Annotated in this window: 18 protein-coding genes; 7 read left to right on the top strand and 11 right to left on the bottom strand. The window is 57.3% G+C overall.

Going from position 1 to position 22,833, the window contains the following annotated elements:
- Positions 1-28: 28 nt before the first annotated feature.
- The 3 genes from I6L47_RS08965 to I6L47_RS08955 are packed head-to-tail and all read right to left on the bottom strand — an operon-like array spanning position 29 to position 4,315.
- The gene (locus I6L47_RS08965) at positions 29-823 is read right to left on the bottom strand and encodes a phosphoadenylyl-sulfate reductase (RefSeq protein WP_216949132.1); all 795 of its coding nucleotides are present in this window, start codon (positions 821-823) and stop codon (positions 29-31) included.
- Positions 813-2,525: an assimilatory sulfite reductase (NADPH) hemoprotein subunit gene (gene cysI, locus I6L47_RS08960; protein WP_216949131.1), complete on the bottom strand. Its 1,713-nt coding sequence runs from the start codon at positions 2,523-2,525 to the stop codon at positions 813-815. The genes I6L47_RS08965 and cysI overlap by 11 nt, the downstream gene beginning before the upstream one ends.
- Positions 2,525-4,315 (bottom strand): assimilatory sulfite reductase (NADPH) flavoprotein subunit, encoded by a 1,791-nt coding sequence (locus I6L47_RS08955; RefSeq protein ID WP_216949333.1) that lies wholly within the window; start codon positions 4,313-4,315, stop codon positions 2,525-2,527. Before I6L47_RS08955 ends, cysI begins: the two co-directional genes overlap by 1 nt.
- A gap of 189 nt (positions 4,316-4,504) precedes the next feature.
- Between I6L47_RS08955 and I6L47_RS08950 the strand changes: the two genes are divergently transcribed.
- On the top strand, positions 4,505-5,311 hold the full coding sequence (locus tag I6L47_RS08950) for a PhzF family phenazine biosynthesis protein (protein WP_100653074.1): 807 nt from the start codon (positions 4,505-4,507) through the stop codon (positions 5,309-5,311).
- A 120-nt stretch (positions 5,312-5,431) separates the two neighbouring features.
- Here the strand turns inward: I6L47_RS08950 and lysS are convergent, their stop codons facing one another.
- Both lysS and prfB read right to left on the bottom strand, forming a co-directional pair.
- Positions 5,432-6,910 carry a lysine--tRNA ligase gene (lysS, locus tag I6L47_RS08945; RefSeq protein ID WP_223849333.1) on the bottom strand — a complete coding sequence of 493 codons (1,479 nt, stop codon included), beginning with the start codon at positions 6,908-6,910 and terminating at the stop codon, positions 5,432-5,434.
- 73 nt (positions 6,911-6,983) lie between these two features.
- A protein-coding gene (gene prfB / locus I6L47_RS08940; RefSeq protein ID WP_100645262.1) for a peptide chain release factor 2 occupies positions 6,984-8,082 on the bottom strand; the annotation gives its coding sequence in 2 pieces (ribosomal slippage) (positions 6,984-8,006 and positions 8,008-8,082; 1,098 coding nt in all).
- A gap of 256 nt (positions 8,083-8,338) precedes the next feature.
- On the opposite strand from prfB, the gene I6L47_RS08935 reads away from it, so the two are divergent.
- A complete protein-coding gene (locus I6L47_RS08935) occupies positions 8,339-10,210 on the top strand; it encodes a methyl-accepting chemotaxis protein (protein ID WP_106842849.1) in 1,872 nt (623 codons plus the stop codon).
- Positions 10,211-10,441: 231 nt separating this feature from the next.
- On the opposite strand, the gene gltS is transcribed toward I6L47_RS08935, so the two are convergent.
- Entirely contained in the window at positions 10,442-11,641 is a 1,200-nt protein-coding gene (gene gltS, locus I6L47_RS08930; RefSeq protein WP_005348115.1) for a sodium/glutamate symporter, read from the bottom strand.
- Between the two features lie 446 nt (positions 11,642-12,087).
- On the opposite strand from gltS, the gene ansA reads away from it, so the two are divergent.
- From ansA to I6L47_RS08915, 3 genes are all read left to right on the top strand, one after another.
- A complete protein-coding gene (gene ansA / locus I6L47_RS08925) occupies positions 12,088-13,095 on the top strand; it encodes an asparaginase (protein ID WP_216949130.1) in 1,008 nt (335 codons plus the stop codon).
- Positions 13,096-13,365: 270 nt separating this feature from the next.
- On the top strand, positions 13,366-15,420 hold the full coding sequence (locus I6L47_RS08920; RefSeq protein WP_216949129.1) for an AAA family ATPase: 2,055 nt from the start codon (positions 13,366-13,368) through the stop codon (positions 15,418-15,420).
- Between the two features lie 8 nt (positions 15,421-15,428).
- Positions 15,429-17,102, top strand: coding sequence for a VWA domain-containing protein (locus I6L47_RS08915; RefSeq protein WP_216949128.1), 1,674 nt, complete (start codon positions 15,429-15,431; stop codon positions 17,100-17,102).
- A gap of 132 nt (positions 17,103-17,234) precedes the next feature.
- Here I6L47_RS08915 and I6L47_RS08910 read toward each other — a convergent pair whose 3' ends face one another.
- On the bottom strand, positions 17,235-17,528 hold the full coding sequence (locus I6L47_RS08910) for a YeaC family protein (protein ID WP_216949127.1): 294 nt from the start codon (positions 17,526-17,528) through the stop codon (positions 17,235-17,237).
- Positions 17,529-17,601: 73 nt separating this feature from the next.
- Entirely contained in the window at positions 17,602-19,035 is a 1,434-nt protein-coding gene (locus I6L47_RS08905) for a glyceraldehyde-3-phosphate dehydrogenase (protein ID WP_043822179.1), read from the bottom strand.
- Positions 19,036-19,246: 211 nt separating this feature from the next.
- Between I6L47_RS08905 and I6L47_RS08900 the strand changes: the two genes are divergently transcribed.
- Together I6L47_RS08900 and I6L47_RS08895 are read left to right on the top strand one after the other, a co-directional pair.
- Complete coding sequence (locus I6L47_RS08900; protein WP_040066801.1) at positions 19,247-20,047, top strand: DUF2989 domain-containing protein; 801 nt, start codon at positions 19,247-19,249, stop codon at positions 20,045-20,047.
- The gene (locus tag I6L47_RS08895) at positions 20,028-20,615 is read left to right on the top strand and encodes an NUDIX domain-containing protein (protein ID WP_254204839.1); all 588 of its coding nucleotides are present in this window, start codon (positions 20,028-20,030) and stop codon (positions 20,613-20,615) included. Before I6L47_RS08900 ends, I6L47_RS08895 begins: the two co-directional genes overlap by 20 nt.
- A 107-nt stretch (positions 20,616-20,722) precedes the next feature.
- On the opposite strand, the gene lipA is transcribed toward I6L47_RS08895, so the two are convergent.
- From lipA to ybeD, 3 genes are all read right to left on the bottom strand, one after another.
- Positions 20,723-21,688, bottom strand: coding sequence for a lipoyl synthase (lipA, locus tag I6L47_RS08890; protein WP_005335190.1), 966 nt, complete (start codon positions 21,686-21,688; stop codon positions 20,723-20,725).
- Positions 21,685-22,362 carry a lipoyl(octanoyl) transferase LipB gene (gene lipB, locus I6L47_RS08885; RefSeq protein ID WP_040066806.1) on the bottom strand — a complete coding sequence of 226 codons (678 nt, stop codon included), beginning with the start codon at positions 22,360-22,362 and terminating at the stop codon, positions 21,685-21,687. Before lipB ends, lipA begins: the two co-directional genes overlap by 4 nt.
- A 62-nt stretch (positions 22,363-22,424) precedes the next feature.
- On the bottom strand, positions 22,425-22,688 hold the full coding sequence (gene ybeD, locus I6L47_RS08880) for a DUF493 family protein YbeD (protein ID WP_005335178.1): 264 nt from the start codon (positions 22,686-22,688) through the stop codon (positions 22,425-22,427).
- Positions 22,689-22,833: the final 145 nt, after the last annotated feature.

The following is a 22,833-nucleotide window of genomic DNA, read 5'->3' as shown; positions in this document are numbered from 1 at the left end:
GTTGTTCTGTTGGGTTTTCAAGACGGGATTAGATGCCTGAGCCGTCGTTCTCGCCATTTTCCTCGTGCAAACCGCACTCGCGCTTGAGACCGAAGAAGCGGGTCTGCTCCTCGCTCATGCCCGGCTCCCACTTGGCGGTGGTGTGGACATCGCCCACCGAGAGATAACCCTGCTCCCACAGCGGGTGGTAGGGGAGGTTGAACTCCTTGAAGTAGTAGAAGACATCCTTGTTGCTCCAGTCGATCACCGGCAGGAACTTGAAGCGGCCGCGCTGGATGCCCAGCACCGGCAGCTTGCCACGGCTGCCGGACTGCTCCCGGCGCAGGCCGGAGAACCAGGTCTGGGCCCCCAGCTCACGAAGGGCGCGGTCCATCGGCTCCACCTTGTTGAGCTGGTTGTAGCGGGTGATCCCCTCTACCCCCTGCTCCCACAAGAGACCAAATCGAGCCTCCTGCCAGGCAGGACTGAGCTCGGCCCGATAGATCTTCAGGTTGAGCGCGAGGCGCTCGGTCAGCTCGTCGATAAAGCGGTAGGTCTCGGGGAAGAGATAACCGGTATCGGTCAGCACCACTGGCACGTCGGCCCGCTCGCGGCTTACCAGATGGAGCATCAGTGCCGCCTGAATGCCGAAGCTGGATGAAAGCACATGCTCCCCCGGCAGATTGGCCAGGGCCCAGCGCACCCGCTCGGGGGCACTCATGGTATCCAGCTCCCGGTTGAGGGGCGCCAGCGCCTCGGTCTGCTCTTCACGGCCGAGGGCCAGCAGTGCCTGCAGGTCAAGGCGGCCATCTTCAGTGACATTAAGCGGCAGATTAAGCGGCATAGAAGTCCCTCGCAGAATCGATAACGGGGGCAATTACCCCAACCCGGATCACGAAGTCGCCGAAGCACTCACCTTGATTGCGCTCTTTGGCCCAGCGGCCGATCAACGCGTCGAGTTCGGCCAGGATCTGCGGCTCGGTGATGTTCTCGAGGTGCAGGCGCGGAATGCGGGTCCCCTCCAGATTGCCCCCCAGATGGAGGTTGTAGCGGCCGGGCGCCTTGCCCACCAGACCCACTTCCGCCAGCATGGCGCGGCCGCAGCCGTTGGGGCAACCGGTGACCCGGAAAATGATGGCGTCATCCGCCAGCCCATGTTTGGCCAGCAGCCCTTCGATGTCGGTGACAAACGCCGGCAGCATACGCTCCGCTTCGGCCATCGCCAGCGGGCAGGTGGGCAGGGCCACACAAGCCATGGATTGCTTGCGCTGCTCGCTCACGCCGTCATCCAGCAGGCCGTACTGGCGCGCCAGCCCTTCGATGCGGGCCTTCTCGCCGGCAGGCACGCCCGCGATGATGAGGTTCTGGTTGGCAGTCAGGCGAAAATCCCCCTGATGCACCTTGGCGATCTCCAGCATGCCGGTTTTGAGCGGCTTGCCAGGGAAGTCCAGCAGGCGGCCATTTTCGATAAACAGGGTGAGGTGGTACTTGCCGTCGATCCCCTCGACCCAACCGAAGCGATCGCCCCGGCTGGTGAACTCATAGGGGCGAACCGGCCCGAACTGGATGCCGGCGCGGCTCTCCACCTCGGCTTTGAAGGCTTCGACGCCAACCCGTTCAAGGGTGTACTTGGTCTTGGCGTTCTTGCGGTTGACCCGGTTGCCCCAGTCGCGCTGGGTGCTGACCACGGCGGCCGCCACCTCCAGCACGTGGGAGAGCGGAATAAAGCCAAAGTCGCTCGCCTTGCGCGGGTAGGTGCTGGTGTCGCCGTGGGTCATGGCCAGCCCGCCGCCCACCAGCACGTTGAAGCCGACCAGCTTGCCGTGTTCGGCAATCGCCACGAAGTTGAGATCGTTGGCGTGGATATCCACATCGTTGTGGGGCGGGATCACCACAGTGGTCTTGAATTTGCGCGGCAGGTAGTTGGAGCCCAGGATCGGCTCCTCATCCTGCCCCAGTTTTTCACCGTCCAGCCAGATCTCCACGTAGGCGCGGGTCTTGGGCAGCAAGTGTTCGGATATCTTCTTGGCCCACTCGTAGGCCTCCTGATGCAGCTCGGATTCCACCGGGTTGCTGGTGCAGAGCACGTTGCGGTTCACGTCGCCCGCGGTGGCAATACTGTCGATGCCAGTGCTGTTGAGGGTCTGGTGCATCAGCTTGATGTCGCGCTTCAATACCCCGTGGAACTGGAAGGTCTGACGGGTGGTCAGACGGATGCTGCCGTAGAGGCTGTGCTCTTCGGCGAACTTGTCGATGATCTGCCACTGGGCCGGGGTGATGATCCCACCAGGCAGGCGGGCACGCAGCATTACGTTGTGCAGCGGCTCCAGCTTCTGGGCGGCGCGCTCCGGGCGGATGTCGCGGTCATCCTGCTGGTACATGCCGTGAAAGCGGATCAGCTGAAAGTTGTCGCCGTTAAAGCCGCCGGTGAGCGGGTCCTGCAGATCCTGCTCAATGGTGCCGCGCAGAAAGTTGCTCTCGCGTTTCAGACGTTCGTTGTCGGCCAGCGGTCCTTCCACCGGTCCTGGAATAACTTGTTTGCTCATCAATAGACATCCCTTTGATAACGTTTGGCACGACGCAATTCGCTCAAATACTCTTCTGCTTCCTCACGGCTCTTGTGGCCGTGTTCGGCAATCACTTCCAGCAGGGCCTCCTGCACATCCTTGGCCATCTTGTTGGCGTCGCCACACACATAGAAGTGAGCACCTGCTTCCAGCCACAGGTAGAGCTCCTGGCCCGCTTCACGCAGGCGATCCTGCACATAAATCTTGTTGGCCTGATCCCGGCTGAAGGCTAGCGAGATCTTCGACAGCAGCCCCGATTTCACATAACGCTGCCACTCCACCTGATAGAGGAAATCCTGGGTAAAGTGGGGGTTGCCGAAGAAGAGCCAGTTCTTGCCTTCCGCGCCCTGAGCTTCCCGCTCCTGCATAAAGGCGCGGAACGGGGCGATGCCGGTGCCCGGGCCCACCATGATGACGGGGGTGTCGGGGTTTTGCGGCAGGCGGAAGTTGTCGTTGTGCTCCACAAACACCCGCACCTCGCCATCCTCAATGAGCCGATCCGCCAGATAGGAGGAGGCGGCGCCGCTGCGCACTGTGCCATCTTCCTGCGGGTAGCGCACCACGCCGACGGTCAGGTGCACCTCCTCTTCCACTTCGCTCTGGGCGGAGGCGATGGAGTAGAGGCGCGGGGTGAGGGGGCGCAGCAGGCCAACCAGCTGCTCGGCCGTGAGGGCGGTCGGGAAGCGTTTCAGCACATCCACCACCTGAGCGGAGGCCACCAGTGCATTGACCTGGGCCTTGTCACCGGCCAAGTCTTTCAGCGCCGCGTTGTCCGATATGTCAGCGAGTCCTGTGATAAAGCCGCCGTGCAGCCGGGTCAGTTCGAAGTGACTGGTCAGGGCAGCGCGCAAGGTGCCGTGGGCCGTGGCTTCATCGCCAGAGAGGCCGGTCAGGGCCAGCACTTCGCCCACCAGTTCGGCGTCATTGTCGAACCAGACACCTAGGGCATCCCCCGGCTGGTAGGTGAGGCCTGAGTCGGCCAGATTGATTTCGATATGGCGGATATCCTTGGTGGAATCCCGGCCAGTGATCTTCTGATTGACCGACAGGCGGGCAGGGAAGGGGTTCTCCTTGCTGTATTGGCTGTGGCCAACCGCCTGCTGCACCGCGCTGGCTACGCTGCTGCTGGCCGCTCCGGTAGAGAGGGTCGCGGTGATGGCATTGAGCGCCTGTTCGCCCCACGCCTTGGCGGCATCCTGATAATCCACATCGAGGCTGGCGAGCTCATAAACCCGCTCGGCCCCTGCGCTGGCGAGGAAGTTGTCAAAATCTTTGCCGGTCTGGCAGAAAAATTCGTAGGAGCTGTCACCCAGCCCCAGCACCGCGAACCTGAGGCCGTCCAGCTTGCCAATCTTGCCTTTTTTAAGCTGCTCGAACAGATCGACGGCGCTCTCCGGCGGTTCACCCTCCCCGTAAGTGCTCACTACCACCAGCAGATGGCTCTCTTTCTTGAGCTGCTTGGGTTTGTAGTCGGCCATCGACGCAAGGGTGACGGGGAGGCCACGTGCCTCGGCCTGCGCCTTGATGGCAGTGGCGACACCTTTGGCGTTGCCGGTCTGGGAGCCGTAGATAATGGTCAGGCTGCCGCTGGGCGCAGCCACGGCGGCGCTGGCTGCAACGCTCTGCTGACCGGTCTGGGAGAGGCCGTAGAGATATCCGCTCACCCAGGCCAGTTGCTGGGTATTGAGGGTCGAGAGTACCTGACCCAACTGACGTTGCTGCTCGTCAGAGAGGGGGGAGAGGTTGAATGGGGAATCCTTCAATTGCATCACACGCGTCTTCCATGGTCTGATTTTTGGCCAGATTAAAGGGCGTGTTGGATAACAACAAAGAATAAAAATGTCTTCTTTATTCTATTAATGCATTAAAGGGGCAGAGGTACGCCTGTTCCCGCAGCAAAAGAGGGGCGTGGTATAAAGAGCGTTAAATGAGAGCCACTTGATAACACAGGAAGTGCCATGTCGAATATCCGATTGTTTCATGTCAATGCGTTCAGTCAGCAGCCCCTTGGTGGCAATCCCGCGGTGGTCGTATTGGGAGCAGCCCTGCCTGATGCCAGCCAGTTGGCGATGGCGGCCGAGTTCAACCTCTCCGAGACAGCCTTTCTGGTACAACTTGGCAGAGCCCATTATCAGTTGCGCTGGTTCACGCCGAAAGTCGAGGTTGATCTCTGCGGTCATGGCACCTTGGCGGCTGCTCATGTGTTGTGGCAGACAGGGGCGGTAGCTGCACACGAGACTATCCGCTTCGAGACCCGTAGTGGTGAGCTGCTGGCCCAGCGCGAAGATGAGTGGATTTGGCTCGATTTTCCACGTATCACATTGGCTCCACTGACTCTGGACCTAGCCTATGCTGCCGCGCTCGGCTGCCAACCAAGACAAACCCTAGCGGCCGGAGCCAAGTTCTTGCTGGAACTGGCAAGTGAAGAGGAGCTCCGTACGCTTTCGCCTGATTTTCATGCTCTGCGTGCTTTGCCGGGACGGGGGGTGATAGTGACGGCGCCCTCAAACGACTCGAACCATGACTTTGTCTCCCGCTATTTCGCCCCTTGGGTGGGCGTCGATGAGGATCCGGTTACTGGTTCCAACCACTGCGCTCTGGTGCCCTTCTGGGCCGAACGGCTTGGTAAACGGCAACTGCGGGCCCGTCAGATTTCGGCCCGTGGTGGTGAGTTGCGGCTTGAACTGCAGGAGGCGCGGGTACTGATGGCCGGTCAGGCCGTCACCTTGTGGCAGGGAGATTGGCTGCTACCGCCAGCCTCATAAGCGGTAAGCATTCGTCAATTGTTGTGAGCATTATAAAAAAACACCCCGCAGTCGCGGGGCGTTTTTATGGGCTATCACGCTCGGGATTGACCCAAGGGATGTAGCTGACTTCTGTGGGCCTTACTTCTGCGGACGCAGGGCCGGGAACAGAATGACGTCACGGATAGTGTGGCTGTTGGTGAACAGCATCACCAGACGGTCGATACCGATACCCTGACCGGCAGTCGGCGGCAGGCCGTGCTCCAGCGCGGTGACAAAGTCGGCGTCGTAGAACATGGCTTCGTCGTCGCCTGCTTCTTTCTGATCAACCTGATCCTGGAAGCGCTTGGCCTGGTCTTCTGCATCGTTCAGCTCGGAGAAGCCGTTGGCCAGCTCGCGGCCACCGATGAAGAATTCGAAGCGGTCGGTTACGTCCGGGTTCACATCGTTGCGGCGGGCCAGCGGAGAAACGGCAGCCGGGTACTCGGTGATGAAGGTCGGTTGCAGCAGCATGTGCTCCACGGTCTCTTCGAAGATTGCGGTGATCACGTGGCCCAGCTCCCAGCCCTTCATCAGCTCGATGTGCAGACGCTTGGCAACGGCCTTGGCGCTCTCGAGGGTAGCCAGATCGTCCAGGGTCACATCCGGGTTGAACTTCAGGATGGACTCGACCATGGTGAGGCGCTGGAACGGCTGACCGAAATCGATGGTCAGGCCCTCTTCGCCCTCTTTGGCGTAACGGATCTTGGTGTCGCCCAGAATGTCCTGTGCCAGGGTGCGCAGCAGCTCTTCGGTCAGATCCATCAGATCGATGTAGTCGGCGTAGGCCATGTAGAACTCGATCATGGTGAACTCGGGGTTGTGACGAACCGAGATACCTTCGTTACGGAAGTTGCGGTTGATCTCGTAGACACGCTCGAAGCCACCGACCACCAGACGCTTCAGATAGAGCTCCGGAGCGATACGCAGGTACATGTCGATGTCCAGCGCATTGTGGTGAGTGACAAACGGACGCGCGGAAGCACCACCCGGGATGACTTGCATCATCGGGGTTTCCACTTCCATGAAGCGCTTTTCGTTGAAGAACTTGCGGATACCGGCAACCACCTGGGTGCGGATCATGAAGGTCTTGCGGGACTCTTCGTTGGCGATCAGATCCAGGTAGCGCTGGCGGCAGCGAGCTTCCTGGTCGGTCAGGCCTTTGTGCTTCTCGGGCAGGGGACGCAGCGCCTTGGTCAGCAGGCGGATATCGGAAACGTGAACGGAGAGCTCACCGGTCTGGGTCTTGAACAGGGTACCTTCGACACCCACGATGTCGCCCAGATCCCACTTCTTGAACTGCTCGTTGTAGAAACCTTCCGGCAGGTCGTCACGGGTGACGTAGACCTGGATCTTGCCGGCCATGTCCTGCAGGGTGGCGAAAGAAGCCTTGCCCATGATCCGGCGGGTCATGATGCGACCGGCAATCTTCACCCGTTTACCCAGGCTCGTCAGCTCCTCGGCGCTTTTGTCGTCGAACTCTGCGTGCAGATCGCCAGAGAGGCTGTCGCGACGGAAGTCGTTGGGGAAAGGATTACCCTGGGCGCGCAGGGCGGCCAGCTTGGAACGACGCTCGGTCATCTCGTTGTTGAGTTCGAGAGTTTGGTCGACTTCCGGAGTGATGGTTTGTTCAGACATGGTGATTCCTGCTTGTTTACAGACCTGATTTCAGGCTGGCTTCGATAAACTTGTCCAAGTCACCGTCGAGCACCGATTGGGTATTACGGGTTTCGACGCCGGTGCGCAGATCCTTGATACGGGAGTCATCCAGCACATAGGAACGGATCTGGCTGCCCCAACCGATATCAGACTTGGTCTCTTCCAGGGCTTGTTTCTCAGCGTTCTGCTTCTGAATTTCCAGCTCGTAGAGCTTGGCTTTCAGCTGCTTCATACACTGGTCTTTGTTTTTGTGCTGGGAACGGTCGTTCTGGCACTGTACCACGACACCGGTCGGAACGTGGGTAATACGCACCGCGGATTCGGTTCGGTTAACGTGCTGACCACCGGCACCGGAGGCGCGGTAGACGTCGATCCGCAGATCCGCCGGGTTGATCTCGATATCGATATCGTCGTCGATCTCGGGGTAGACGAACACAGAACAGAAGGAGGTGTGACGGCGGCCACCGGAATCGAACGGAGACTTGCGAACCAGACGGTGTACGCCGGTTTCGGTACGCAGCCAGCCGAACGCATATTCGCCGGTGAACTTGATGGTGGCGGATTTGATACCAGCCACGTCGCCTTCGGAGCATTCAATCAGCTCGGGCTTGTAGCCGTGGGCATCGCCCCAGCGCAGGTACATACGCAGTACCATGTTGGCCCAATCCTGCGCTTCGGTACCACCGGAGCCGGACTGGATGTCGATATAGCAGTCGGAGCCGTCGTGCTGACCGGAGAACATGCGGCGGAATTCGAGATCCACCAGCTTGGCTTCCAGTTGTTCGGATTCGGCGATGGCTTCGTTGAAGGTCTCTTCGTCTTCCCCTTCGACGGCCAGGCTCACCAGCATCTCGACGTCATCCACGCCCTGGGTCAGGGTGTCGATGGTGCCGACCACGTTTTCCAGCGCTACGCGCTCTTTACCCAGCGCCTGTGCGCGCTCGGGTTCATTCCATACGTCCGGCTGTTCCAGCTCGGCGTTGACCTCTTCTAGACGCTCTTTCTTGGCGTCATAGTCAAAGGTACCCCCTAAGAAGCTCGGTCCGCTCAGACAGCTCCTTAAGTTTATTTAATACGGGATTAACTTCGAACATCGTGAAAACTCTCAGGGTCGATGTGATTTAAAAACGGGATATTCTAGCCAATTGTGGAAGGAATAAACAGGGTTGCCTTGGCTTGTGCGGCTCATGCCGTCAATTTCTGGTGCACTTTTCTCCACCTCGGTAGAAAATATCGCCCGCAGACCCATTTTCAGGTTCAGTTTTGGCCATTCGGGTCGCTAATGACTACGTGTAGTGTTGTGCAATTTAGGGAAAAACCCGCTCCTCACCTCAATAAGAAGAACACATGATGAAAAACCTGTCACTCAAGCAGAAGATACTGTTGTCAGTGGTGATCGCCCTTTCGTTGGTGATTTTGTTGCTCTCCTGGCAGAGCTATAGCAGCCAGAAGTCCCTGTTGCTGCAAGGCAGCCAGGAGCAGTTGCAACGGCTGGGTACCCAGCAGGCCGAGCGTGTCAGCGACTGGCTCGCCGCCCGTCGCGACGTGATCCAGGCGCTCGGCAACAAGGCCGGTGCCGACCCCCTCAATGCCTTGCAACAGGCACAAGTTTCCGGCCGTTTCCAGCTCACCTATTTCGGTGAGAGCAGCGGCAAGATGAATGACTCCGATCCCTCCATCAACCGCGATGGCTACGACCCGCGCTCCCGTGGCTGGTATCAGGAGGCGATGAGCAAAGGTGGCCTGATTGTCACCAAACCCTATCTCGATGTGGCTTACAACATCATGGTGGTGACCCTGGCCCAGCCGGTTTCTGGCGGGGTAGTCGGTGGTGACCTCTCCATCGCCTCGCTAGTGGAAGACGTGACCAAGATGCAGCTGCCTGCCGACGGTTTCGCCATCATGATGCACAAGGATGGCACCATCATCGCCTACAAGGATGCCGCCAAGGCGATGAAACCGGCCAGCGAGATCGACAACGATCTGACCAATGCGCTGATCGAGCAGAGCAAGTCGAGCAAGGATCTGGTGCCGGCCTATTTCGACAACGAAGGTCGCGACAAGCTGCTGTGGGCGGTTGATATCCCCGACACAGACTGGGAACTGGTACTGGTGCTGGACAAGGCCGCGCTGGAAGCGCCGCTCTCCTCCCTGCTGATGACCCAGCTGGGCATGGCGCTACTGGTGCTGGTGGGTAGCATCCTCGCTATCTCCTGGCTGGTCAGCATGCTGCTTGGCCCGCTCACCAAGGTATCCCAGGCACTGGCTCGCATTGCCGATGGTAACGGCGATCTGACCCAGCGCATCAAGATCGACGCCAACGACGAAGTGGGCCAGCTGGCCAACAGCTTCAACCGTTTCGTCGGCAGCCAGCATCAGCTGATCGGCAATATCCGTCAGCTGGCCAACGAGCTGAACGCCGATGCCGAGCGGAGTCTGGTGACCAACCAGGCCGCGGTGGACGAGCTGCAGCGTCAGCAGCAGGAGGTGACCATGGTCGCCACGGCAGTCACCGAGATGGCGAGCGCCACCATGGAGATCGCCGGCAACGCCGAGAACACCGCCGCCGCTGCCCAGCAATCTGCCCAGAGCAGTGAGCAGGGCAAGATGCTGGTCAACAAGACCCGCCAGTCCATCAATGGTCTGGCCGAAGAGGTGGGGCAGGCGACCGAGGTGATCGGCGAGCTGAGCCGTCACGCGCAGGCCATCACCAGCATTCTCTCCACCATTCAGGGAATTGCCGAGCAGACCAACCTGCTGGCGCTGAACGCAGCCATCGAAGCGGCTCGCGCCGGTGAGCAGGGTCGTGGTTTTGCGGTGGTAGCTGACGAGGTGCGGGTGCTGTCGCGCCGTACCCAGGACTCCACCCAGCAGATCCAGTCCACCATCGAGACCCTGCAACAGACCACTGCCCGTGCGGTGAGTCTGATGCAGACCAGTCAGGGGCTAGCGGACAACAGCGTGCAGGATGCCGATCAGGCGGTGCGCGCGCTGGAAGAGATCACCAGCGCCATCTCCCTCATCTCCGACATGGCGGGCCAGATCGCCACCGCCGCCGAGGAGCAGACCCAGGTGACCGGCGAGATCACCCAGAACACCACCGCCATCAAGGATGTGAGTGACGAGATCACCGCATCTGCCATGCGCGATCTGGATCAGGCTCACAGCCTTAAAGGGCGTGCCGCTGACCTTAACCAGCAGGTGTCGACCTTTATCCTGTAAGGTGCAACTCACGGCCTGTTCCGCCTGAGATAAACAAGCCCCGTCCTCTGTCGAGTGCGGGGCTTTTTGTTGTTCGGAGGGTGTGCGGGCTTGGTGATTTCGGGCTGTCTAGGTTGCTCGCGGGTCACCCTGGTGCCGGATACGTGCCCCTGCGTCACCTGGCGAGTCGATAACAAACAAAGAGCCCACCGAAAGGTGGGCTCTGATCATATACGTCTAACGGAAAGGGAATTACAGGAATGGCATCGCCATAAACAGCTTGATCACCATGGCGTTGATGATGTCGATAAAGAAGGCGCCCACCATGGGCACCACCAGAAACGCCAGGTGGGAGGGACCGAAGCGCTGGGTAATGGCCTGCATGTTGGCAATCGCGGTCGGGGTGGCCCCCAGGCCAAAGCCGCAGTGACCTGCCGCCAGCACGGCCGCATCGTAATTTTTGCCCATCACCCGGAAGGTGACAAAGATGGCGTAGAGCGCCATGGCCACGGTCTGGGCGGCCAGCAGAATGAAGATGGGCAGCGCCAGGCTGGCCAGATCCCACAGTTTCAGGCTCATCAGCGCCATGGCGAGGAACAGCGACAGGCTGACGTTGCCCAGCAGGGAGACCTCGCGATCGCTCACTTCATGCCAGTTCAACAGGGTCAGGACGTTGCGCAGCAGCACGCCGACAAACAGCACGCAGACGAAGATCGGCAGCTCGAAGGCGCCCCCTTTGAGGGAAGCAGAGAGCAGCTCGCCGCCCTTGAGGCTGATGGCGATCAGCGCCAGCGTCTCGATGACGCTGAAAGTGGTGAGGGGGCGCTCCATGTCGGGCATTTCGAAGCCCTGGGGGGCCTCATCCTGATTGTGCTCCTCACCGGGTACCTGCACTTTCTTCACCAGATAGCGAGCCACCGGGCCGCCAATCAGGCCGCCCAGCACCAGACCGAAGGTGGCACAGGCGATGGCGAGCTCAGCGGCGGATTGCACGCCGTACTTCTCGGAGAAGGTGGCACTCCAGGCCGCTCCGGTGCCGTGGCCGCCGGAGAGAGTGATGGAGCCGGCCAGCAGCCCCATGTGGGGATCCAGACCGAGCAGGGTAGCCAGACCGACACCCAGACTGTTTTGCACCAGCAGCAGGCCGGTGACCACCATCAGGAAGGTAACCACCGCCTTGCCGCCGCGTTTCAGGCTGGCGAGATCGGCGGAGAGACCGATGGAGGCGAAGAAGGCCAGCATCAGCGGGGTTTGCAGGCTGGTATCAAATTGCAGCTCCATCTGCAGGGTGGAGCGCAGCAGTAGCAGTACCAGCGCGACCACCAGGCCGCCGGCTACCGGTTTGGGGATGTTGAAGGTACGCAGCAGCCCGACTCGGGTAACCAACACCCGGCCAAGCAGCAGTACCAGAGTGGCAGCGACCAGCGTTGCGTAGGAATCAAGTTGTAACATTCAGTACTCCCATGTTGATTGGCTGTGTCTTTCATAGCAAAAGACTTACAGATTCAGCCGGGATGAAAACAGTGTGGCTTATGTGCCAGCAAAGAAGGGGAAACATCTCCCCGCCCCAGGAAAGATGGGGCTTGTGCGGGCCTGAAATGCTCAGGCATCCAGATGAGATTTTAGTAAAATCCGGCGGATTGTAGCAAAAAGCATCGTTTAATTCCATCTTTGTCGTATTAATGCTCGTTTTAGTGGTTTATTGTGACATTTAACACTATGTGGGTAGAGGGCAGAAAAGCCGAAAAGGGTGCATGGAACGGCTGTCATTTAGGGCGCCAGTCTCTATAATTCGCCGGTTTCCGCTGCACGCAGAGGCGCTGGCGGGCGTTGACATTGTGGTTCACCCCGACATGGTTCATGTTCCGGCGGTGTTCACTTCATCAAGAGGAGAGGGTGTGAAGAAGTCTATCTACATTGCCTACACAGGCGGCACCATTGGGATGCAGCGTTCCGATCACGGCTACGTGCCGATGGCGGGCTTTATGGAAGACTGTCTGGCGCGGATGCCCGAGTTCCACCGCCCCGAGATGCCGGATTACCATATCCACGAGTATGCGCCCCTCATCGACTCCTCCGACATGACCCCGGCGGACTGGCAGCGTATCGCCGAGGATATTCGCGACAACTACGAGAAATACGATGGTTTCGTGATCCTGCATGGCACCGACACCATGTCGTTCACCGCCTCGGCGCTCTCCTTCATGCTGGAAGATCTGCACAAGCCGATCATCATCACCGGCTCCCAGATCCCATTGGCCGAGTTGCGCTCCGACGGTCAGCAGAACCTGCTCAACGCCCTCTATATCGCGGCCAACTACCCGATCCACGAGGTGACGCTGTTCTTCAACAATCAGCTCTATCGCGGCAACCGCAGCAAGAAGGTGCACGCCGACGGCTTCCACGCCTTCGACTCCCCCAACTATCCGCCGCTGCTCAATGCCGGGATCGCCATCTCGCTGGAAGCGGGCGAGTTGGGCGTGCCGTCCGAGCGGCCGCTGGTGCTGCACGACATCACCCCCCAGCCGATCGGCGTGGTGACCCTCTATCCGGGGATCTCCAGCGAGGTGATCGCCAACATCCTGCAACAGCCGGTGAAGGCGCTGATCCTGCTGTCGTTCGGGGTCGGCAATGCGCCGCAGAACCCGGCCATGCTGGCGCTGCTCTCCGAGGCTTCCGCTCGCGGCGTCATCATCGTCAACCTGAGCCAGTGCCTGCACGGCAAGGTCAACATGGGTGGCTATGCCACCGGCAATGCCCTGTCGCGGGCCGGGGTGATCTCGGGCTTTGACATGACCGCCGAAGCGGCGCTCACCAAGCTCCACTTCCTGCTGAGCCAGGACTTGCCATCCCACCGCATTCGCGAGTTGATGCAGCAGTCCCTGCGTGGGGAGCTGACTCCCTGATGCTTAGGTGAGGTATGGATAAACAAGAAGGGAGCCATTATGGCTCCCTTCTTGTTTTTACCAATCATGAATCAGTTGTTCGCTGAATCAGCATAGTCGGCACAGTATCTAACTGAAAAATATGTTTTTCCATTTGATACAGAGCACATAACAATGCTCGAGGTTCTGCTCATTGGCGATGTTCATGCTAGATTGTGCCGCTGGGGTTAATTTGAATCTATTTTTCGGCGTGGTTAGCACGTGACTGAATAATGAAGGACGAAACGGCAGATGCTCGAGATCAAACACAAACTGGTAGCCCTGTTGGCACAGCTTAACGAAGGATTGGTGGATCGCGATGAGGCGATGAAACTAGCATTGCTCTCGTTGCTGGCGGGAGAGAACATCCTGCTGGTGGGCCCACCGGGAACGGCAAAGAGCCTTATTTCTCGTCAGGTCGCCAAGGCGCTTAAGGATGATGACAAAGAGGGGGCCAGTCATTTTGAATATCTCCTGACAAAATTTTCAACTCCCGAGGAGATCTTTGGCCCCCTCTCGATCTCCAAACTGAAAGAGGATCGTTTTGAGCGCAATACGGCTGGATATCTGCCATCGGTGCAGGTTGCTTTTCTCGATGAGATATTTAAAGCCAGTTCCTCCATTCTTAATGCTTTGCTGACCATTCTTAATGAACGTATCTATCACAATGGTGCATCAGTACAGAGGGTACCGCTACGCAGCCTGATTGCCGCATCAAACGAACTGCCAACTGGTCAAGAAGAGCTGGGGGCGCTTTATGACCGTTTTTTAATACGTAGTTTTGTCGATTATGTAAGCCAGGATAGTTTGCACCGGTTATTCTCCTTCGGTTCGAGTAAACAGCCTAACCCACTGACCTTGGGTGAACTAAAAGAGTTGGATAAGCTGGTTGCCAGCATAGAGATCCCTGAGGCGATTCGGGAAGCTGTTATTCAGATCTGGCAAGGCCATCGAGAGTTGTTTAAAGAGGATCGAAGAGAGGGCCTATCTGATAGACGTTTAGTCAAGGTGATTCGCCTGCTAAAAATATCAGCGCTGACTAATAATCGACGTGAGGTTGATTTGTCTGATCTGATGTTGCTGCGGCATTGCTTGTGGGGGCATCCGGACAATATTGGGAAAGTTGGAGACCTGCTCCGCAGAACTTTAACAAAATTCAGCAGTCTTGTACCAAATAATAGCAATGATATATTGCATGGTCTGGTTGACTCCAGAGTTCATGTCTCTAACATCAAACGTACAGGCGTTATTCCTGGTTTTAATGGCAGTGGCACAGAGCATGATCCTTTACTAATAGAAGACATAAACCAGTTTTGTATGCTTGATAAAAAAGAGATAGGACTGCAGGGTCTTTATTTTAGGCAATGTGCTGACATAGATCTATCGATATTGAGTACATGGCCAACTATTAACTTCAAGGGGCGTTATGATGGAGCAGGCTTTACTATTATAGGTAGAAATAAGGTTGAAGCATTATTTAATCAATTGTGTCCAAATACAATAATTAAGAGTCTACGCATAAATGGATGCTCGTTAGCAAATCAAGCCAGTGAAAGTGAATTTAAATGGTGTGAAACAAACCAGACCATGTTCTTAAATCTTGCTGACAGGTGTGAAATACATGGTTGTTTGGTTTCTGGGAGCTTGGCTAATAATTCAGTCAATAATAGCAATATATCTCGCTGTCATATTTATGGTCGTTCGCCTGGTTATGATCATCCGAAGTTGTCGCTTGATTCTTATAACTGCACTATAGTGGATAGTTTATTTGTTATGGATGGCTGTGATTACTCAAATATAAAGTCTGCTGCAGGGGTTGTTCATAGCTTTAGAAATTGCAAAATAAATAGGTGTTATATTTCAGGGACGTTTAAAACGAATTCATCGGCCTATGAATATATTGGTTGTTTTTCTAGAAACTTAGCTAACAGTGAGATAAATACTTGTGCTTTGGGACCGGTGTCTTTTCTCGGCTCCAAAGTTTTTCGTGCTTTCTTTGAAGAGAGTGTAAATAGTGTTTTATTTAACAATATCACAATAGATACAAATAAATTTGATGGGCAAATAGATGATGCCAATGGTAAATACGGTAAAAAAGTTGCACAGGCCAGGTTTAATAAATATCTTTTTGAGCATGATTTAGGCTGGGATTTTCAAAATATTTGGCAGTGGGATGACCAGGCCAATAGTCCTAGACTGCAATCAGTTGGACTGATGCTCGCCAACAATTCGAGCAGCGAGCAGACACTGGCATCAGAAAAAATAGATCTGTTAGTGCAGCAGATGAATGCCAATATCTGGGTATAAGGGGTGTTATGTTCGGTCTGATAGCTGGCGTAGCCAATTCATTGTGGCGTGGTATTGGCATTATTAGAGGCGGTATTGCAGTAGCCGCTATTTCGCTCGGAATCAAAGGGATTAAATATTTTATTGACAGCAATTTTCGTGATCAGGTAACCCCGCAGCCAGGTAGCGTGCTCTATTGCGATCTCTGGTTAGGTGCAGAACATTCCGGTATTTATGTTGGCGATCAAGAGATCGCCAACATCGAAGTCACAGATGTTGCTGAAGGTACTGTCAATCGTTGCGGCCCAGCCAGTTTTACCTCCAAAAGTACACTGGGGCGCAAGATCTATGTATCCTGTGACGGTGACGGAGCTGTTGGTTGTGAGGTGGTGGCTCACAAGGCCGAGAGTCATATTGGTGACCGTGGTTTGTATGGATTGGTATTCGATAATTGCCATGATTTTTCTCGGAAGTGTGTCAATCACTCGCCAAAAGGGCGAGAAGCTAGCCGGATTGAGCGCTTTTTAGTACAAGCCAATTTAGTTAGTGAGAATTGGGAGAGAACCATCAAAGAATTAAAAGTTGCAGCCAGGAGCAAATTGGGTGCAACCAAATGGAGATTATGGGACTGGGACGGCTCGCTGGCGGATAATTCGGCCTCGGAACCTGATTGGCAGGCGCAGGAAGAACATCTTAAAAACCAGCCTCTTAATGAGGAGGTTATTGCCGCTCTTCGTGCCGAGTTGGCCGAGTGTAAAGCCTATGAGGCAGAGCTGGTCGATGAGGGAATCCCTGTCGAGATCCGTAAAAAGCTGGCGGGTTATGGTCAGCTATTGGGTGATATAGATATTACCTATGAAAAGTCAGAGCCTTTGTTGTTAGCCTGTTCCGGTGCCAATTTCTCTTATAACGATCTCAAGCTATGTAAGGATGATATTGAGCCGCTCGCCAAGCAGCTACAGCAAAATCATGCCATTAAAGAGTTAACTTATAAGATGGGCCGAGCCTATATCTCGGAAGAGAAGAAAAAACGGGCGCGGATCCCGCAGGCGAGCAAGAGTGAGGTACACGGTACTCACCGTAGTGATGATCTGGCTCGTTTGCTTCCTACTGAGTTGGTCAATCTGGAAGATGAGGCGCTGGAAACTCTGTTCTACGCCCGTTTTTTGGAGCAAAACCTGATGACCTATGAGTTGCAGGGAACCACTTTTACTTCGGGTGAACAGCTGGAATTGGAGCAAAAAAGAACAGGGCCTGTGGTGGCCTGTCTGGATACATCCGGTAGCATGAATGGAACAGCGCTATTAAAAGCCAGGGCATTATTGTTGGCTGTGTCGGCAATCCTGCGGCAAGAGCGGCGCTCTTTACATATCTTGCTCTTTGGCGATAGCGGAGAGGTAAGAGAATTTGCGATGACCGAGGAGAATAATGCCGCAGGTCTGCTTCACTTCTTGCGGCAGGGTTTTGGAGGGGGTACCGATTACGAGACGCCTATGAAGCGAGCCTGTGAAATCATCGGGCAAGATAAGGGCTACGAAAAAGCTGATATTTTGATGATTTCTGATGGGGATTGCGTTCTTTCGGAGGATTTTATCGAACACTTGCAGACCCAAAAGAGATTACTCAATTGTTCTGTTTTTTCTGTGCTCTGCCATGGCCAACGTGTTGCTGACAGCTTTAGTGATGAGGTTATTGTGCTGTAAAGGTTGAACACTTGGTGGAAGAGTAGTTTAGAAGAGGGGAGCCATTATGGCTCCCCTCTTTGCTATTTATCGAACTATGTATCGCACTATCGCTATTCGACTGGCCGCCGCGAGACGGGATGGCGAGCGGTCTCAGTGGTTGAGGTCGACCCGCACTATCTCTTCCTCGTCGCGATACTGACGCTTGAGCTCGCTCTTGCTCTTCATCACGATCTCGCCGTCACGGCCGATGTTCATATGTTCGGGATTGTTGAGATGCATCGCCTGCCAGGCCATCACGGCTTGCAGGGAGGTGGCCTTCTGCTCGTCGGTCAGGGGCTTGCCATCGGGCCACTTGCCCAGCTCGACTGCGGTCTTGAGCCGCTCATACACCTCTTCGGGCATCTGCCTGATAGCTTGTAAAAACTCACCCTGTTGAAACGACATCCGGCCTCTCCTTGAACTATTGAGCCATAAACAGCGGGATCTGACGGGCCATGCAGGTAGACTCTATCGGGGTCTATGCAGGTAGATCCTGGCGGACTACGCCAGCCATCTGCTCCATCACCCGCACTACCTGACAACTGTACCCGAATTCGTTGTCATACCATACGTAGAGCACACAGTGATCCCCCTCGGCGATGGTCGCCTGGGAGTCGACGATGCCCGCATAACGGGAACCTACCATGTCGGAGGAGACCAGCTCGGTACTGGCGCTGAAGTCGATCTGGCGGTGCAGGGCCGAGCTTAGCGCCATCTGCTGCAGATAGGCGTTGAGGCTTTCCCGATCGGTGGCCTGCTCCAGCGACAGATTGATAATCGCCAGCGAGACATTGGGGGTCGGCACCCGGATGGCGTTGCCGGTCAGCTTGCCCTTGAGTTCGGGCAGCGCCTTGGCTACCGCCTTGGCGGCACCGGTGCTGGTCATCACCATGTTGAGAGCTGCGCTGCGACCGCGGCGCTCGCCTTTGTGGTAGTTGTCGATGAGGTTCTGATCGTTGGTGTAGGAGTGGACCGTCTCCACGTGGCCGTGGCGGATGCCGTATCGCTCCTGCATCACCTTGAGCACCGGGGTGATGGCGTTGGTGGTGCAGGAGGCGGCGGAGATGATCCTGTCATCCGGGCCTATCACCTCATGGTTGACCCCGAACACCACGTTTTTCATCTCCCCCTTGCCGGGGGCGGTCAGCAGTACCTTGCCGGCACCGCGCGCTTTCAGGTGCTCGGAGAGGCCCGCTTCGTCACGCCAGACGCCGGTGTTGTCGACGATCAGCGCATCGTGAATGCCGTAGGCTGTGTAGTCGATGTCGGCCGGGCTATTGGCGTAGATCACCTGAATGAAGGTGCCGTTGGCGATGATGGCGCTGCGCTCCACATCCACCTCGATGGAGCCATTGAAGGGGCCGTGCACTGAGTCGCGTCGCAGCAGGCTGGCACGTTTCTCCAGATCCCCGTCGCGACCACCGCGTACCACGATTGCGCGCAGGCGCAGCGGATTGGCGGCGCCGGTACGCTCGATCAGCAGGCGGGCCAGCAGGCGACCGATACGGCCAAAGCCGTAGAGCACCACGTCGGTCGGCTGCGGCATCTGGCTGCGGCCAAGGGCCGGTGCCAGTCGCGCTTGCAGATAGTCCTCGATCCCCGCTTCATCCTGATGATCCTGCCAGTAGCCGACTGCCAGCTTGCCAAGGTCAACCTCGGCGGCGGTGGGTTTGAGGGCAACGATGGCCTGAAGCAGGGGGAAGCTTTGCTGGATGGGGAGGGGAGCGCCCTGGTGGCGGCGGACGACCCGGTGGGCCTTGAGGATATCGATGGTGGAGGCGTTTTGCAGCGGGCGGCCGTAGAGGGTGATCTCGACCCCTTGTTGTCGGTAGAGGCGACCAATCAAGGGCTGCATGGCTTCGGCGAGCTCCTGGCTCTCCTGCCACGCTTGCAAGTAGTGCTCGTGGGTCATTGACCAGATCCTTTATTTCACGTTGTTGGTGTAAATAGAAAATTCGTCGAATGCAGATCAGTGTAGGGGTGTATATTTCGTTATATTATTCTGCAATCGCGGCCTTATATGGCGCGCGTATTGTAATGGATATGTAACCGGTTTGCTAGCCGGAGGTGGCCCGTAAAGGCGCCAATTGTTACCAACCCGCGTTACCAACAAGATGTGAACCATGGCCAATTTCCCCCTGCGACAGACCTTCATCATGCTTTCAGTCGGCCTTGCCGTGGCTGGCTGCAATGACGATCGGATCCACAATATCTGCAGCAACCATGCCGAGCTCTGTCAGGATCTGGTGGACGATGGCTGGTGCCGCTACGAGCGTACCGATGTGATCCGCAGTCGCTTCTATCTCAAGGAAGAGGGGACGGATCGGCGCAAGTATGAGCTGATGCGTAACCTTGAGCGCTATCTCAAATGTGCCGAGCGCTCCACCAACATCGAGTACAAGAATGCCCGTGAGCAGAAGAGTCCACGGGTCGAGGGCATGCTGGCGGCCGGGGATCAGTTGGCCCAGCTCGATGCGGCGACCCGCAATTCACAAGATCCCTACCTGCTGCTCTGGCACTGGACCAACAACACCAACGAGCTGGCTCGCCAGCAGTTTATGGCGCTGGAAGGCACCAAGGCGCTGGATGAACCCGAGCTGCAACTGGCGCTCGGCGGTATCTACGCCAAGAGCGACCCGGAAAAGGCCATCGCCACCCTGCAGCACGGCCTCTCCCTCTATCAGGAGGGGGACAAGGTAAACAGCCGTATATTCACCTCCCTCAGCACCCTCTATATGGGTCAGAAACAGTATGGGTTGGCCTATCTGTGGGGTAAGGTGAGCGAATCGTTTCAGGATAGCCCCGAGGTCTCAGCCAAACGTTTTGGCATCTACCACACCCTGAGCAAGACAGAGCAGGATGGCTACGATGTGCGGGCTGCCGAAATTGTCGAGCAGCTCAAGCATGGCAACTACCGGCCCTGATGCAGTGATGACGACGTTTTCTCCGGCCAGCTGCTGGCCCAATCCGTTCGATCTCTCTTTCGTTCATGGCGAGGTACGTACCGATGGCCGCACGCTTGAGCGCCTCACGGTGCGCGCCGTGGTGCCCCGTGGCGACGAGTTGCTGCTGGTTCACTCCCGGGTCAACGGCGATCTGATGTTCCCCGGGGGAGGCATTGAAGCGGGGGAGAGCCACCATGTGGCGCTCGCTCGCGAGCTGCTGGAGGAGTGTGGTGCCGAACTGCGGGAAGTGGGTGGCCTGCTTGGCGAGACCCGTGAATATCGCGCCGCCCGCGAGCCGGGGTTTGATGCCTACTGCATCCGCTCGCTCTACTACTTGTGCCGGATTGGCGATCAGCTGGTGGCCCCGCAGCCACAGCCCTACGAGATCCGCCTTGGCTTCGTGCCCGGCTGGTTTGCCCTCGACGAGGCGCTGCAGACCAACAAGACCCAGCTGGCGGGGCCTTGTCCCCAGTGGACGGCGCGGGAGACCCGGGTGCTGGCCCAGCTGCAACGCTGGCATCAGCAGGGGATTTTCGACCACGGCTGATGAGTACATCAAGCCGCAACGGTCAGTGATACCAACAAAAAGAGCGCCAATAGGCGCTCTTTTTCATTGCGAGGGTGGCGGTTATTTGGCCACTCTGTCGTGCGAGATCATTTGACCTCTTCGCCCTTGGCTTGCAGATCAGCATGGTAGGAGGAGCGAACGAAAGGACCGCAGGCTGCGTGGGTAAAGCCCAGCTCCATGGCGACATCTTTCAGCTCGTCAAACTCTGCTGGCGGCACGTAGCGTTTCACCGGCAGGTGATGGCGGCTCGGCTGCAGATACTGACCCAGGGTCAGCATGTTGACGCCGTGGGCGCGCAGATCCTTGAGCACCTCGACGATCTCTTCGTTGGTCTCGCCAAGGCCCATCATCAGACCGGACTTGGTCGGCACGTGGGGGTGCATCTCCTTGATGCGGCGCAGCAGCTCCAGCGACCACTTGTAGTCGGCACCCGGACGGGCGACGCGATACATGCGCGGCGCGGTTTCCAGGTTGTGGTTGAAGACGTCCGGGGGGGTCTCGCGGAACACCTCCAGCGCTTGCTCCATCCGGCCACGGAAATCCGGAGTCAGGATCTCGATGCGGGTCTGCGGGCTGTGCTCGCGGATCTCGCGAATACAGTCGGCGAAGTGCTGGGCACCGCCGTCACGCAGATCGTCGCGGTCTACCGAGGTGATCACCACATACTTGAGGTTCATCTCCTTGATGGTCAGCGCCAGCTTCTTCGGCTCCTCCGGATCGAGTGCCAGCGGGCGGCCGTGGGCCACGTCGCAGAAGGGGCAACGGCGGGTGCAGATGGCGCCCATGATCATAAAGGTGGCGGTGCCGTGGTTGAAGCACTCCGCCAGATTGGGGCAGGAGGCCTCTTCACAGACCGAGTGCAGCTTGTTCTTGCGCAAGGTGCTCTTGATGTGTTCGATCTTCTGGCTGGAGGGGGGCAGCTTGATCCGCATCCAGTCCGGCTTGCGAAGGAGTTCTTCGTTGGGATCCGGCATGAATTTCACCGGGATCAGGGCCATCTTGTCGCCATCGCGCAGCTTGACGCCCGGCTCCATACGAACGGGTTTGCTCATGATTCACTCTCGGTGTTTGTTATTGTTTGATAGCCAATCAGGCGGGCCAGCTCGGCCACCAGAATGGATTGCGCCTCGGCCACGCTCTGCGGGCCGCCCAGAGCGCTGGTCTGGGTCATGGCCATGCCCGCATAGCCGCACGGATTGATGTGCAGGAAGGGGGTCATGTCCATGTTGATGTTGAGGGCCAGCCCATGGAACGAGCACCCCTTGCGGATGCGCAGACCCAGCGAGGCCAGTTTTGCCTCCATGCCAAGGTCATTTTTCACATAGACCCCGGGGGCATCGGCCTTGGCATAGGCCTGGATATCGCTTTTGGCGAGGGTGTTGATGATGGCTGTCTCCAGCGCGGTCACCAGCTCGCGAACCGAGAATTTGCAGCGGCGGACATCCACCAGTACGTAGAGCACCAGCTGGCCCGGGCCGTGATAGGTCACCTGACCGCCGCGATCGCTCTGCACCACCGGGATATTGCCCGGATTGAGCAGGTGTTCGGCCTTGCCGGCCTGACCCTGGGTGTAGACGGGATCGTGCTCGACCACCCAGAACTCGTCCGGGGTATCGCTGGTGCGGTTGTCGGTGAAGGCTTTCATGGCGTCCCATACCGGCTGGTAGGGGCGGCGACCCAGCTGCCTGACAATCAGACTGGACTGGGCGGGGATCTGGGATGACATGGCGTCCTCGCGGCGTGCTGCGGCCAAAAACAGTCGCCCCGCAGAACGGGGCGAGAGAGAAATTACAGTACGTATTTCACCAGCTCGATCTTGCCAAGAGCGTGGTACATCGCTTCGATGTGCTCTTTGCTCTGGGCAGTCACGGTCACGCGGACCGAGTGGTAGTTGCCCTTGGAACTGGGCTGGACTGTCGGGCTGTAGGTGCCGGGGGCGTGCTGCTGCAGCACTTCAACCACCATTTCCGGCAGTGCCGGGTCGGCAACGCCGAGTACCTTGAACGGGAATTTGCAGGGAAACTCCAGCAGTTCATCAAACTTGGTATTCATTTACTCACCTTTTGCGTCATCACCGGGATGACTTCATCTTGGATGGCTAGTGGCCGATGGCCCGTGGAGGCCGCCATTTCAAGTCTATATGGGCACGGCTCATAACTATATGGGCGCTGCCCGGACCGGGATCAAGGCCAGGATC

Source organism: Aeromonas sp. FDAARGOS 1417 (assembly GCF_019046985.1).
GTDB lineage: Bacteria > Pseudomonadota > Gammaproteobacteria > Enterobacterales > Aeromonadaceae > Aeromonas > Aeromonas veronii.
This window is presented reverse-complemented; position numbering and strand designations above follow the sequence as displayed.